The sequence below is a fragment of the Corynebacterium epidermidicanis genome (genome assembly GCF_001021025.1).
Taxonomy (GTDB): Bacteria; Actinomycetota; Actinomycetes; order Mycobacteriales; family Mycobacteriaceae; genus Corynebacterium; species Corynebacterium epidermidicanis.
Genome location: NZ_CP011541.1, coordinates 114,704 through 127,861 on the forward strand (window position 1 = coordinate 114,704; position 13,158 = coordinate 127,861).

A 13,158-nucleotide genomic window follows, 5' to 3' on the forward strand; every position below is an offset into this window, starting at 1 on the left:
GCCCCATGAATAAGAAAATCCTCCTTGACGCAATCTCGTTCATTGCCCGCTTTTATATGTCTTATGTCTGGATTCATGCGGGCACGGCGAAGATCAACGACCATCGCGACGTCACCCAGGCGATTGCCGCGTATCAGATCTTTACTCAGGAGTGGGCGTCGTATTTAGCGCAGCTCATTGGGCCGCTGGAGATCGCGGGCGGGGTGTTCTTGCTGCTCGGGCTGTTTTTGCGTTCGGCGTCGAAGTTGTCGGCGGTGGTGTTGGTGCTGTTCATGATCGGTATCGGGCAGGCGTGGGCGCGTGGCCTGGCTATCGACTGTGGCTGCTTCAATGTGCAGGGCCTTAACGACGACCAGACGGCCGACTACCTCAAGACCATCCTGCGCGATCTTGGCTATCTTGCGTTGACGCTGTGGACGGTGTGGCGTCCGTTCCGCAAGTTCGCGCTGTACCCGCAGTAGGCCAGCGCTATTCGGGGGTTTCTTGCAGGATAGCGCGCACTCGTGGCATCACTTCGGTGCCGTAGAGGCGGATGCAGTCCATGAGGGCGTCGTGAGGCACGGCGCCCTCGGTGTATTTCAGGACGAAGCGGTTGAGGCCGAGGTGTTCGATGAGGCTGGCGATTTTGGTGGCGACGGTGTCGGGGGAGCCGACGAAGAGGGAGCCTTCGCGCACTTCGGTGAAGTAGCGTTCCTCGTTGATGGATTCGACGTCGACGGGGCGGCCGATGAGGTTGTGGGCGTGGGCTCGGGAGGCGTCGATCCAGTGCTTCATGAAGATGTCGTGGGCTTCGTCGTCGGTACGTGCGACGAAGCCGGGGGCGTGGACACCCATGGGCAGGTGGCCGTGGCCGAAGCGGGCGTTGGCGGTGTGGTAGAGGTCGACGAAGGATTTGAACTGCTTGGGGTCTCCGGCGATGGCTGCGAGCATGAGTGGGATGCCGTAGCGGGCGGCGCGCATGACGGAGTTCGGGTTGCCGGAGGCGGCCATCCAGGAGCGCAGACCATTTTCGGTGCGGGGGAAAACAGAGGTTTCGGTGATCGGGGCGCGCGAGGTGCCCGACCAGGTGATGGGAGATTCCTTAAGAAGTAGTGACCAGAGGTCGATCTTCTCGGAGAAGAGTCGGTCATAGTCTTCGAGGTTGAGGCCAAAGAGCGGGAAGGTGTCAGAAAAGGAGCCCTTGCCGACGATCACTTCCGCCCGGCCATGCGAGATCGCGTTGAGGGTGGCGTACTTCTCCCAGACGCGCACGGGGTCATCTGCCGAAAGGACCGTCACCGAGGAGGTGAGCTTGATGTTTTTGGTGCGGCTAGCGATCGCGGCGAGCACCACGGCTGGGTTGGAGATTGCGTAGTCGGCGCGGTGGTGTTCGCCGATACCAAAGACGGTGACGCCAACTTCGTCAGCAAGTATGCCCTGCTCAATGACGTTGCGAATGACCTCCGCGTGGTGGAGAAGTTCGCCGTCGGGTCCGACGGAGACGTCACCGAAGGTGTCTAGTCCGAGTTCGGCATCTGCGGCTTTGGCTTTGGAAAATGGCATGGCAATCACTTCAGGGGCGATAGTTTCGGCAGCGTGAGCTGTGGGCACCGGTCCTTGGGGATGGGGGCTGCGAACGCAGTCTCCCATGGGCGCCGGCCCGGAAACATAATAGAAATTACCAGATTCTCTTATAAAAAGCCTGGCAAAGTTTAAAGCTCTCAGGGATTAACTATGTATCTGCCGGTTGCGAAAATGTTCGACGGGGTACCCGACGGCCGACCGGCAGGCTTATATGCTGGTTCGGTAGCTGCTGCAGGCTGCGCGGTGTCATGTAAGTCTCATTAAAAGGAAACTTCGATGGATTCGGTAATTTCGGCCCGAAAGCTCACCAAGCGATATGGCTCCGGCGACGCCACAGTGTACGCATTGCGCGAGGTCAGCGTAGACGTTGCGCGCGGGAAGTGGACGTCAATCATGGGGCCCTCGGGCAGCGGGAAAACCACCCTGCTGCACACCCTTTCCGGGCTGAGCTTGCCGACGTCGGGGGCCGTCACCCTCAGCTCGGGCCACAAGCGGCATGACCTCACCTCGCTCAGCGAGAACCGTCGGGCGGCGCTGCGACGCACCAACATCGGGGTGGTGTTCCAGGAGTTTAACCTGGTGCCGGTTCTCAACGTGCAGGACAATATTCGGTTGCCGCTGCGGCTTGCACACCGAAAGATCGATAAAGACTATGAGCAGGAGATCGTCACTCGGCTTGGCCTGGGCGGACGCCTCAAGCACTTGCCGCATCAGCTGTCGGGTGGGCAGCGTCAGCGCGTGGCCATCGCCCGCGCGCTCCTGCCTCGTCCCGACGTGATTTTCGCCGATGAGCCCACCGGAAACCTCGACTCCGAGGCCGGGGAACAGGTGCTTTCCATGTTCCGCGAGCTTGTCGACGCCTACCGCCAAACCCTCGTCGTGGTCACCCACGACCCGGCCGCCGCTGACCGTGGCGATGATGTGATCCGCATGCGCGATGGCCAGGTGGTGGCATGATCCGGCTCGCGATCGCGCAGTTGCGCAGGCGGGGCTGGCGCTATGTTTCGCTGTTCTTCGCCATTTTCGCCGCGGTGGGCCTGACCGTAGGCACGGTGGCGATTGTGGAGTCGTTGCAAAAGACCGTGAACGGCATGTTCGACAAGCCTTACGCCGGGGTGGACTTTGTGGCGCAGGTACGTTCCAGCAACTCGAGTGAATTGGATGCGCTGTTGGAACGCCCGGGTTTCGCGTTCGATCAGCAGGTGTCGGCGTCGATTAAGGAGGCCGGCAACCTCTATAGCTCAACCTATCTAAGGTCGTTGGCGCAGGACCCGCAGCTGCAGTGGCGTGCGGTTCTGGAAGGACGCGCACCCGTCGGCCCCGGTGAGGTTGCGGTGGTGGATGACACCCCGGTGGGTGCCCAGCTGGAGTTGAACACTCCGGGCGATCGCGAGGACAAGCTGGTCACGGTCGTTGGCCGAATGGAGCAGTCGGCCCAAGAGCAGTTGATGGGGCAGCGCTCGGTGTTGGCTGATCAGGCGACTGTTCGCCAGTGGGCAGGAGAGACAGCTACGGGTGAGCTGCGCATTCGGTCAGTAGCGCCGCCGCAGAATCTCCCGGAGCGTTCGGTGCAGGAGTTGCGTCCCGCTCGGCAGTACACTGCGCAGCTTGCCGAGAAGTATTTGAGTGGTAGGGATCAGTATTTCCTGCTGCTCACGGCATTCATGGTAATTGTTGCCGTGGTGGCGATGCTGGTGATTTTCTCCTCTTACCAGGTGTTGGCGGCAGAGCGGCAGCGGGAGTATGCGCTGCTCCGGGCGGTGGGTTCGAGTAGTTGGCAGCTGCAGGGGTCAACTATTGCGGAGTCGGTGCTGCTGGCTGCGGTGGCCGGTGCCGCGGGTATCCCGGCGGGTTTGGCTGCCGCTGGCTGGGCGGGGCGCAACGCGGACAAGATCGGGGTGCGTGTCCCGCTTGATACTGTGCAGCTGGAGCCGAAGTGGCTTGCCGTCATTTTTGTCATGGCCTTAGCAACGAGCGTGGTCGGCGCCCTTCCGGCCGCCAGTGGCGCTATCCGACGCCCGCTAGTGGAGTCGCTTACTGCCAGCGCGCCACGCCAAAGCATGGCGCGGGCGCTCGCAGTGTTCTTAGTTGGCGCGGTCGCAGTGGTGGCTGGCGGCTATGCCCTGCAGTTCAGCAGCCAGTTAATGGGGAAGAAGGCACTCGTGATCGCGATCGGCGGGGCCGGGATCTTCACCCTCGGTGTGGCTGCCGTGGTGGCGGTGCTCTTCCCGCTGCTCATCCAAGGTCTCAGTAGGTTTGCGGTGCTGATTCCATCGCTGCACCTAGGCATGGCGTTCGCGGGTAAGCAACGTCTACGCGCCGGCGCTTTGGTGGCGATCGTTGTCGCAGGTGCCGCGCTGGTCTCCGCGGTGTTGCAGGGCCAGCAGCAGTTGGAGCAGCACCTGTTGAGTAAGGCGACCAACAAGGGAGCGGTGGATGTGGCCGTGCGTGCTATCGACGGCCGGATCCCCGACGGCCTGGTCGATCAAGTGCGCGCGACGCAGGGCGTAGCTGCTGCCGAAGCGCCGACGATGCTGCCGGTGACAGCGGGCGAAGTTAAGGACAATATCTTCGCATTGAGCGAGCAAGACGGAGCTGCGGTGTTGCGCGGTCCGGTGACCGGCGCACGCCCTGGTGAGCTGGTGTTAGGTGTGCATTCGCCGCTGCGTAATCAGCTTCGCGACGGCAAACGCGCGCAGGTCCAGGTCGGCGGGAACGCACATGAGTTAGACGTGCGCTACAACGAGGGGCCCGAGAGCTTCGTTGATCCAGTAGTGACGCCAGAGGTGCCGGCGGTAGCGCGGCCAGGGGTGGACACGCGCCTACCACAGCCTGTCGTCTTGGCCCGACTGACCGGCGACTATGCGCAGCCCGCGGACAACCCCACGGTGCGAGCGCTCAAGCAGGTCGTGGCTGGCGCGGGGGAGCAGGTGACGTTCCAGGAGGCGTTTTCGGCGCGTCAGGACGTGGCGGATAGCACCAAACGAGTCTTGAGCCTTTCCACCTTGATGTCCATCGTGGCTCTGCTCATTGCAGGCGTGGGCGTGTTCAACACAGTTACCTTGATGGTGCGCGAGCGCCGTCAGGACTATGCGCTCCTAGCTGCGATCGGCCTCACCACGTTCGGGCGCCTAGCCCTCCAAATTATCGAACTCATCTTCCTCGTTCTACCCGCCGCCCTCGTAGGCGTGGCAGTTGGCGGACTGTTGGGGTCGCGGATCGCCACCCAGCTCACCCACGTCCCAGGGGTAGGCTCCAGGGTGCAGGGGCTTATCGACGCGGTAACCGCCGGGCATACTCCCGTCGTTGTGGGAGCTGCAGTCGTGATTGCGCTGCTGGCTGGGGTGTTGGGAAGTTTAAGGCGGGGGTATTAGTAGAAAACCAGCCAAGGTATCCGATGAGGACAAGTTGACCAGTATAGTTTGGACTATGATTCGGCTAACCCGTATGGAGTTAACTAACTTCCGGAAATACGAGACCCTTCGCATAACTTTTGACCCTAAAGTCACTGTTATCGTAGGTGGCAACGGCGCAGGTAAGTCTTCGGTGTTGGATGCAGCTGCAATTGCCTTGGGCTCATTCTTCTTGCCGTTTCCTACGATTTCACAAGGGCGCAACATCCAGCAAGACGATGCATTTGCTTTTTCGAAGCGGACCGGGGAGGACTCGGTTGATGTCAGGCGCCGCTATCCGGTTAGCGTCCACGCTTATGGCGAATATGATGGACGTGAAATTGAATGGGTACGCTCGAAGCTGTCTGAACGTGGCAATATGACAACTCGCGATGCTAGAGAACTCAGCGATATTGCGCGAGGACTTTACGAAAATATCAGTTCGGATGGCACGGATGCGCCGCCCGTGGAATTACCCCTCATTTCTTATTATGGAACTGGACGACTGTGGGCACAAAGGCGAGGCAGAACGTCGGACCTGCGCAAACCGGGGAATCGCGAAGATGGTTATTCGTCCGCATTGGAACCTCGAGCCGATGAAAAGAGTCTTACCTCGTGGTTGAAGCGGTCGACGATGCTTGGGTTGCAAAAAGGCCGGGTGCCAGCAACGTTGCGTGCCGTTCAGGCCGCCGTAGAACGTGCGATTCGAGCGGTCACGGGATCAGAACGTGCGAACGTTTATTATGATCTCGAGCTTGACACAATTGCTGTGGAATACACAGAGTCTACAGGTCGCTTAATTGCGCTTCCCATGGCGCAACTCAGCGATGGGTATCGCACGACTTTGTCCATGATCGCGGATATTGCTTATCGAATGGCGGAACTCAATCCTCATTTCGAGAATGAGGTCATTGAGCGCACAGGGGGTGTGGTGTTGATTGATGAAGTAGATCTCCATCTACATCCAACCTGGCAGGAACGGATAATCGGGGACCTTACAGATATTTTTCCAAGGGTTCAATTCATTGTCACAACTCATGCTCCCAGCGTGGTCTCCTCGGTTCAAAGTACGCAAGTCCGCATTTTGGACAGCAAAGATGGAACGCATCTTGAAGCAAAGACCCCTGGAAATCAAACTTATGGGCGTGACGTGCCATCGATATTTCGTGAGGTAATGGATGCTCCTGAACGCCCTCAAGAGGTGAGCGAAAGCCTCCGCAAAGTGCAACAGGCAATTGATCTAGAAGATTTTGAGGAAGCTTCCCGCCTTCTTGAGCAGCTTAAATCCAAGGTGGGAAGTAATGATCCTGAAGTGACTGGGCTCGAAACCACGTTGTACCTGGAGCAGATCTAGTTTTCATTGACAAACTGAGGCGTAAGTTAAGTGTTGTACATTGAGAAAAACTCGAATTCCCGCGGGGCTAATGCTCTGCGGAATGCCTGCCATGCCTTGGACTCAACTCCTGACACCGAGGCTTCTTACGACAAGCTTGACAGCAGTGTCCGCAGAGAGGTTTTGGAGAGTCTTCTTCAAGAACAGGGCCATGTTTGTGCATATTGTATGAGGCGGATTTGTCTCAGTGGGCATCCAAAAGCTAAGGTAGGCAATACTGCCGCAATTGAGCACTACATTGTCCAAAATCCTTCGGAAGAATATCGCGAACGGCTTCCGGATGAGCTCAAGAGTTACGACGAACGCGCTTACTCAATCGACTACAAGAACTTACTCGCGGTTTGCCCCGGAGGAAGCGAAGGGGCGACCGCGCAGTGCTGTGACAAATCGCGGACTCTTAAATCCAATGTAAATCAGCCGTTACGAATTGATCCGACAAATGAAACACACATCAAGCGGATCGAGTATTACACGGATGGACGCATTTATTCGAATAATCCTGATCACAACGTTGACCTTGATCAACTGCTCAACCTTAATGAGCCGGCGTTCAGCTTTGCACAAAACCGACTGGCAACTTTACAATCGTTGCAAAGAAAAATTCAGGACACCTTTAGTGGAGAAATCAGTCTTGAACAATGGACGAAATATCGAAATAGTCTGGTTGCTGCCGAAGCTACCGAAAAGCCACCATATCTAGGAATCTTGCTCTGGTGGCTGGACAAAAAGATCCGCAAAGCTTCGCGACGATAGTTTTTCCTAGAAGTCTCGGCCACCCACCTCAATTACTTTGTGGGTAGTCTCTAGGATCTCAAAATCCTGACCCTCGTCCAGGCTGAACCAGTCCAGCAATACCCCTAGCGCTTCCGCGGGTTCTTCTGTAACGAGCTGGATAGTCCCGCGTTCCTCCGCGGGCGTTTCGAAGGTATATGTATCCACCTCAGCCAGTGCCCGTTGCCTAAGGAGCTCGACGTCCGCATACCGCACGTGACGCTTGACATTGACCTCGAAGAATCGTTCGTTGTTTTTCATAGCTCCACTCTGCGAGGCTAGGGCGCGTTTGGCAACTTAACCTGCTCTTCGCGTTTTGGAGTGCGTTGATCTTTCCTTGTAGGCCTCCGGAGTGGATAAGAGACCGCAAGATATAGTGGTCCATGTTTCTTAAAGCCAAGGGCGATGCCGCATAGGTGCTCCAACCTGCCGTTGATCGCCTCGACCGGACCGTTGGATGCACCGATATCGAAATATGCCACAACATCCCGACGCCGACGCCACAAGGTTCGCCCTAATTGGGCTAGCTCCTCCAGCCCTGCTGGCAGCCCTGCATGGATCGAGTTCATTACTTTCAGCATTAACGTCTTACCCTGACTTTCTTCGGGTGTGCGTATGCAGCAATAATGTCCTGGTAGATCTGCCATGTCACCTGCAAGATCACCATCAGCTCATCGACCTGCCACAACACTTCAAGACGCTGCCGTTGCCGGGCAGTAAGAAACGCAATCCTCGTCAGCAAAGTCTTGCGATTGTTCTACAACGGGTCGGTTTTCTTCCCCCGCTCACCGGTAAGCCCACGCTGCACGCGCTGCCTACACGCAGTGAGTTTCTCCGCAGCTAGGTGCACAACATGAAACGGATCCATCACCTTACGTGCCGCGGGTACACCATCGTCTACAGCAGTGGCATAGCCTGTAAGCCCATCCATCGTCACCACTTCAAGTTGTGCACGAAATCCCGGATCGTGAGCTTGAAGCCAGCGGCGCAGCACGTCAGCGCTTCTGCCTGGCACCATGTCCAGCAATCTGGCCGGCCCAGATCGTGTAACCGTCGGGGTGAGATCAACTAAAACGGTGACATAGCAGGACGGCTCACCAGGCCTGCGAGTATGCTTCCACACGTGCTCATCGACCCCGAGTATTCTCACTCCCGCGAGAGGAGTGGGATCCCGGTAAACCATCTCGCGGCAGGCTTGAAGGGCGGCGTTGTTGACCAACTCCCAGCCCAGGCCTAAGGCTTGTGCGGTGGCGGACACGCTCATCCGGTCGATGGCAAGGCGTTGGAGAATCCACCGCACAACACGTTTGGTCAGTTTCGCGCCGTCATCGGCGCACATCACGCTGGCCTGAAAAATCTTTCGTGTACAAGCAGGGTTAGCACAGATAAACCAGGGGGACACGCACATGCAGTCGGGTGGGAAACCCCACGACGGGTAGATCGACAAGCTCACGTGTGACGTGATCACGGAGTCTGCCGTCATGTCTGCATTCTGGGCAGGCGGAAGAAACGCCGACGGGATCGGCGTGGATGATCGTGAAATCCCCTGCGTTGGCTGCACCGGTGATGCAGACGCCGAGTTCGACGGTGCGGCAAATGGTATCGGCCGAGATGTTGCCAGTACTGTGCATGGTAGGTCCTGGTTTGGTCAGATGGACGGTTTCGCAACTCTCATCTTGTACCGGCCAGGACCCCCATATGTTGTGCCACCCCGAACTACACCCCAGAACTACCTACGCACTCCAAAACGCGAAGAGCCCTTAATTGCCGATCGCATCTCTGGTAGTTTTCGTTTGGACATAAGATTGAAATATGTCTTTAAGTGAAATTGTCCTAGACTCGACGGCGCCTCAGCGGAAGGTCGGTTTGCTTTCTGCTTTGGAGCAGTTGGTAGAAAACTCTATCGCTGAGCAGCAGGGTATTCGGGGGCTCGCTGTCAAAGGTGCAGTAACCTCAGTCCAGAAGGTGCGTCCGAATGCAATTCCGTTCGCTCTTAATGTGGCGCTACCTGATATTCTTCGAGCTCTTGATCCCTATTGGGAGGCGAAGGACACAGGTTTTGGCGTTTACTTGGAAAGCCGTAAAGACGAGGTCTCAGCTGACCTTCTGGCAGTGGCAGATCGACTTGCCGCGGTCAAGGGGGGGTTCAATGGAACGAACTTTCCAGGCGGTGCGTGGCCGCGCAAAGACGATCGTGGAGAACCACGTATTGGAGTTGGGGGAAATTGTCGAAGAATCCACAAAGTAGAATGATAACTGTCATCTAATTATCGAAATGAGGACTACAGATCATGTTCGTTGGCCACACTCGATTTTCGTTATTCGTCCCTGACTCCGGGGCATGGCGGGCATCAAACGGTGGTCAATTTGATTCTGTTGAGGAATATCGAAGTTTTCTTTACGCAGATGACCGCTTGGACCTGCGTACCAAGGTCTTTGTGGAGCACACTGTGCCAACCTTGGCTAAGGCTGCCGAGGGGTTCGAAGTGGTTCACATTGTGTCTTATTCCGAGTCGCTGCCACAAAAATACCAAGTAAAGCTGGAGCAAGCAGCACGGGAATTTGGCGTGTTGAAATTGGACAAGTTACCAGAAGGGGATAGTGGTTACGCGTCGGTTGGGCGGATTGCCCAAGAGCTCGGTCTGACCGGCGTATTCGGTCGCTATCGCCTCGATGATGACGACATCTTGTCAACCGAGTACTTCAAGTTGGTGGAACGTTATGTTAAGCCTGAACTAGTAGGAATGGTGGTTAGTCTCCCGCTTGGGGTCGAAGCGGTTCTGGATAGTGACCAGTTCTTCAATCTGCGCGAAGCGCACGTTCCCATGAACTCAATGGGTTTGTTGTACGTATGCGAACGCGATGCAAACGGATCTATTAAAGGGCCAAAAGGCGGACCGCACGATAAATCCGATCGCTATGATCCAGTGATCCTCGACGCTACTGATTTCGGCTACTTGCGGTGCATTCATGCAGGTCAAGATAATGCTATGCGGTATGAAGACGGGCGAATCATGAACCATTTGCTCGATGGAATGTCCAAGTTCAATCCGGTTTCCAACCCGCGCAAGATTCGTGCTGCCTTCCCGACGGTAAGCCGTAGTATCACTGCTCCCAATGAAATTCTCGATTCCCCCAAGACTTTGAGCGAAGATGTGTACTTCGAGTTCGACACCCCTACACGCAGTCTCTCTGCATTGGCGGACTTAACCTCACATAACGGCGGTGCTCGTCCAGCTTTAGTAAGCCTGACTTTGGTGGATAGTGAGGGGAATCGAATCCCGCAATCCCGCCGAATCCCGGGCATCGGCGTGTCAAAGAATTCGCAAATCGGCCCATTCGTATATCTCGGTGCAGGGCAGGGGAACTTTGAGGCGCTAGCCAGTATTCATACTCCAGAAGGTATGTATGTCCGTGCGTTCAGAATCATGGGACTGGGCGCGCACCCGGAGAACGTTGTGTTACACGAGCTACGAATCTCGCATACGGGCGATGGCCTGAAGGTTGTCGAAGCAGATCGTTGGCAAGAGCTGCAAGCTGAATTGAAAATGCGCCTATCGGCACAAGCCATCGACCTTGTCCACCGCAAGCGGCACATTGCAGTGACCAAACTTCGTTCTATCCAAGGGAAATTTCGCCGTTAGTTGAACATTTCATCAGCGAATACTTCAGTCCAACTTCCGTTGACAAACGCGGCAAAGCCCAAGATGCCGGTCAAGATTGCAGGTGGAACTGGAGCATGACCCGGGCCCCAGTCATCCACATGTAAACGCCATCGATCTGGATAATTCTGTACTGCTTTTTGCCACGGTTTGAGGTGATGTTCGATGTGGAAGTCATCCTGGGCGTTCTGCAGATAAATCACATGGCATGGGAATTCGGCAGCGTAGATCGGATTGATATCAAAGGCGATGCCAGCATCGGATAGTTCGGTCCCGGAGAAGCACTTGTCTCGGTACGTTTGAACTGGCCCCGGGTGGTAGGCCTCAATATTGGTCTGGGGGTTCGCAACGACGGCAAGTGAGCCTGGGAATTGGTGGGCGTAGTACAACGCCGCGAAACCACCAGCGGAAGCTCCAAAGAACACGAGATGCTCGGCCTCTGGGATTGAGTCCTGAACCACGCTGATGGCACTGACCAAGTCCTTTTGTAGCGCTAGATCCTTAGTGCCCGCACACCAGCCAATTCCGGCACCATACTGGAGCGCTGGATCCGAGACGAACACTAAATTGGCATCCAAAGTTTCTGTGAATTGACGACCAATGAAAACTGGTAGCGAAGTCTTGCTTGGATCCACAGCAGCATGAAACACCACCACGGTGGTGGCAGCATTGCGGTTTTCTACCAGTACTTCAAGCATTCGATGGTCTGCTTGGTTTCCGAACCCAATGGCATGAACTCCACTAAGCATTCCGGTGTGTTCAGAGTTTGTGCACAAGGGTGCAGCGCAAAATTCGGTGAGATTGTGATAGAAAACGGTCTCTGCACCGTAGCGTGCATAATTCCGGTGGATTGGCATAAGTAAGCATCTTACTCATTCAAATTGACGGTTAAGCTTCCTCAACCGGCCTTCGCGTTCGGGGTAGCATGTATTTATTGCATCTCTGACGCTATCGGCTCGAGGTTGATTGTGTTTTGGGGTTTTCCCATGCAATTCGCAAAAGTTGCTTTTGTAAGCTTTAAACTGGGAAAGATAGCAGTTTTGTAACCAGACGTTGAAAGTGGATGATCGGTGAAGATTCTCGTGCTCTCCCAATACTGGGCGCCGGAAAATGGTGTGCCACAGCGTCGGTGGGCATGGTTGACTAAGATCTTGGTTCGCGCGGGCCATGAAGTATTAGTAGTGACGCCTCCGCCTCACTACATGCGAAACCTCACCTTGAAGGACTGGTGGAAAGAATCCGGTCTACTGGGCAAGGAGCAGGTTGAGCAGGGGGACAACGGCGAGACAATTTTGCGTTCCGGATTTTTCCCAGCCGGCCGATCACTCACATCTCGAATCTTCAATCAAGCGATTGTCGCAGGAAGCATGCTGGTCGCTCGACCTAGCAAGGCTCGAGGGCTCAAAGGATATCGGCCAGATGTCGTCATTGGCACTGTGCCTGCACTGCCGACGTCCGTGGCAACGTGGGTGGTGGCGAAACGACTTCGAGCTCCATACATTTTAGATCTGCGTGATGCTTGGCCTGAATTGCTGCACAATTCCCACGACTGGAACTCTGGTACCGGTAAGCGCTCTCTTCGAGAGAAAGTCTTCAGTAAGGGGCCGTTGCAGCTACTGATTCGAGTGACCGACCGTTCGATGTGTCAGGCACTCAATAATGCTGGAGGCATCATTACAACTTCTGCGGAGTTACAGACCCATCTGGAGCGGACGATGCCTGTGCTTAAGGGCGGGAAACAGCGTTTTTACGCCACAGTTCGCAACGTTTTTCCGCCAAAGGCTCCATACGTTCCGCAAGAGAAGAGCAATCGGGATCAAGGGCATCTCAATGTCCTCTATGCGGGAACAATTGGCCGTGCCCAGAAACTGGATAACGCTTTGAAGGCGGCTCAGATTGCCCGTGACTGGGGTTTCGATGTACGTCTTCGTTTCCTTGGTGATGGTGCTTCGTTCCTTGCGCTTCGAAAGGAAATTGTAGAAAAGAACATCGACGCCCAAATCGAGCATCGAGTACCAGCGGATGACCTGATTCCGCACTATGACTGGGCAGACACCGCGTTGGTGCACTTGACCAATTGGGAACCGCTCAATAGGACCATCCCGTCCAAAGCCTACGAGTTGATGACCATGGGCATTCACATCAGCGCAGTGGTCTCGGGCGAAGCTGCCGAGCTGATTGAGACGCTGCATGCGGGGCATGTGGTGGAGCCGGAGAACCCGGAGTCGTTGGCGGAACTCTGGATCGATCTCATTAAAGATCGCAGTAAGCTCGCGATCACTGATGAAGGTGCAAACTGGGTGGAACACCAACGAAATGAAGTAGTTCCAGTGCAATTCTTGGAGATCGTCGAAGCCGTAGCGAAACAAGGATAACT

General features: G+C 55.9%; 10 protein-coding genes and 2 pseudogenes. 8 read left to right on the forward strand and 4 right to left on the reverse strand.

Annotation, left to right across the window (positions count from 1 at the left end):
• The first annotated feature begins 5 nt into the window (after positions 1–5).
• The gene (locus tag CEPID_RS00585; protein ID WP_047239314.1) at positions 6–461 is read left to right on the forward strand and encodes a MauE/DoxX family redox-associated membrane protein; all 456 of its coding nucleotides are present in this window, start codon (positions 6–8) and stop codon (positions 459–461) included.
• Positions 462–468: 7 nt separating this feature from the next.
• Here CEPID_RS00585 and CEPID_RS00590 read toward each other — a convergent pair whose 3' ends face one another.
• On the reverse strand, positions 469–1,590 hold the full coding sequence (locus tag CEPID_RS00590) for an LLM class flavin-dependent oxidoreductase (RefSeq protein WP_236684265.1): 1,122 nt from the start codon (positions 1,588–1,590) through the stop codon (positions 469–471).
• A 249-nt stretch (positions 1,591–1,839) separates the two neighbouring features.
• Between CEPID_RS00590 and CEPID_RS00595 the strand changes: the two genes are divergently transcribed.
• The 4 genes from CEPID_RS00595 to CEPID_RS00610 are packed head-to-tail and all read left to right on the forward strand — an operon-like array spanning position 1,840 to position 7,101.
• On the forward strand, positions 1,840–2,520 hold the full coding sequence (locus CEPID_RS00595; protein ID WP_047239315.1) for an ABC transporter ATP-binding protein: 681 nt from the start codon (positions 1,840–1,842) through the stop codon (positions 2,518–2,520).
• Positions 2,517–4,937: an ABC transporter permease gene (locus CEPID_RS00600; protein WP_047239316.1), complete on the forward strand. Its 2,421-nt coding sequence runs from the start codon at positions 2,517–2,519 to the stop codon at positions 4,935–4,937. Before CEPID_RS00595 ends, CEPID_RS00600 begins: the two co-directional genes overlap by 4 nt.
• 55 nt (positions 4,938–4,992) lie before the next feature.
• The gene (locus tag CEPID_RS00605) at positions 4,993–6,309 is read left to right on the forward strand and encodes an AAA family ATPase (RefSeq protein ID WP_083984310.1); all 1,317 of its coding nucleotides are present in this window, start codon (positions 4,993–4,995) and stop codon (positions 6,307–6,309) included.
• A gap of 30 nt (positions 6,310–6,339) precedes the next feature.
• Positions 6,340–7,101: an HNH endonuclease family protein gene (locus CEPID_RS00610; RefSeq protein ID WP_047239318.1), complete on the forward strand. Its 762-nt coding sequence runs from the start codon at positions 6,340–6,342 to the stop codon at positions 7,099–7,101.
• A 6-nt stretch (positions 7,102–7,107) separates the two neighbouring features.
• On the opposite strand, the gene CEPID_RS00615 is transcribed toward CEPID_RS00610, so the two are convergent.
• Complete coding sequence (locus tag CEPID_RS00615; protein ID WP_144413395.1) at positions 7,108–7,380, reverse strand: hypothetical protein; 273 nt, start codon at positions 7,378–7,380, stop codon at positions 7,108–7,110.
• Positions 7,381–7,438: 58 nt separating this feature from the next.
• A pseudogene (locus tag CEPID_RS12690) lies at positions 7,439–8,750 on the reverse strand (ISL3 family transposase); the annotation flags it as partial.
• A 181-nt stretch (positions 8,751–8,931) separates the two neighbouring features.
• On the opposite strand from CEPID_RS12690, the pseudogene CEPID_RS13705 reads away from it, so the two are divergent.
• Both CEPID_RS13705 and CEPID_RS00635 read left to right on the forward strand, forming a co-directional pair.
• Positions 8,932–9,192, forward strand: a pseudogene (locus tag CEPID_RS13705) (DUF6918 family protein); the annotation flags it as partial.
• A 218-nt stretch (positions 9,193–9,410) separates the two neighbouring features.
• Positions 9,411–10,763 (forward strand): glycosyltransferase, encoded by a 1,353-nt coding sequence (locus CEPID_RS00635; RefSeq protein WP_047239321.1) that lies wholly within the window; start codon positions 9,411–9,413, stop codon positions 10,761–10,763.
• On the opposite strand, the gene CEPID_RS00640 is transcribed toward CEPID_RS00635, so the two are convergent.
• Positions 10,760–11,479: an alpha/beta hydrolase gene (locus tag CEPID_RS00640; RefSeq protein WP_144413396.1), complete on the reverse strand. Its 720-nt coding sequence runs from the start codon at positions 11,477–11,479 to the stop codon at positions 10,760–10,762. The two genes, CEPID_RS00635 and CEPID_RS00640, sit on opposite strands and share 4 nt — an antisense overlap.
• A gap of 372 nt (positions 11,480–11,851) precedes the next feature.
• On the opposite strand from CEPID_RS00640, the gene CEPID_RS00645 reads away from it, so the two are divergent.
• Positions 11,852–13,156 carry a glycosyltransferase family 4 protein gene (locus tag CEPID_RS00645; RefSeq protein ID WP_047239322.1) on the forward strand — a complete coding sequence of 435 codons (1,305 nt, stop codon included), beginning with the start codon at positions 11,852–11,854 and terminating at the stop codon, positions 13,154–13,156.
• The last annotated feature ends 2 nt before the right edge of the window (positions 13,157–13,158 follow it).

Excerpts from the sequence above, each read along its gene's own strand:
- CEPID_RS00640 (WP_144413396.1), bottom strand. The coding sequence starts at position 11,479 with ATGCTTGAAGTACTGGTAGAAAACCGCAATGCTGCCACCACCGTGGTG.
- CEPID_RS00635 (WP_047239321.1), top strand. The coding sequence starts at position 9,411 with ATGTTCGTTGGCCACACTCGATTTTCGTTATTCGTCCCTGACTCCGGG.
- CEPID_RS00605 (WP_083984310.1), top strand. The coding sequence starts at position 4,993 with ATGATTCGGCTAACCCGTATGGAGTTAACTAACTTCCGGAAATACGAG.
- CEPID_RS00595 (WP_047239315.1), top strand. The coding sequence starts at position 1,840 with ATGGATTCGGTAATTTCGGCCCGAAAGCTCACCAAGCGATATGGCTCC.
- CEPID_RS00615 (WP_144413395.1), bottom strand. The coding sequence starts at position 7,380 with ATGAAAAACAACGAACGATTCTTCGAGGTCAATGTCAAGCGTCACGTG.
- CEPID_RS00600 (WP_047239316.1), top strand. The coding sequence starts at position 2,517 with ATGATCCGGCTCGCGATCGCGCAGTTGCGCAGGCGGGGCTGGCGCTAT.
- CEPID_RS00585 (WP_047239314.1), top strand. The coding sequence starts at position 6 with ATGAATAAGAAAATCCTCCTTGACGCAATCTCGTTCATTGCCCGCTTT.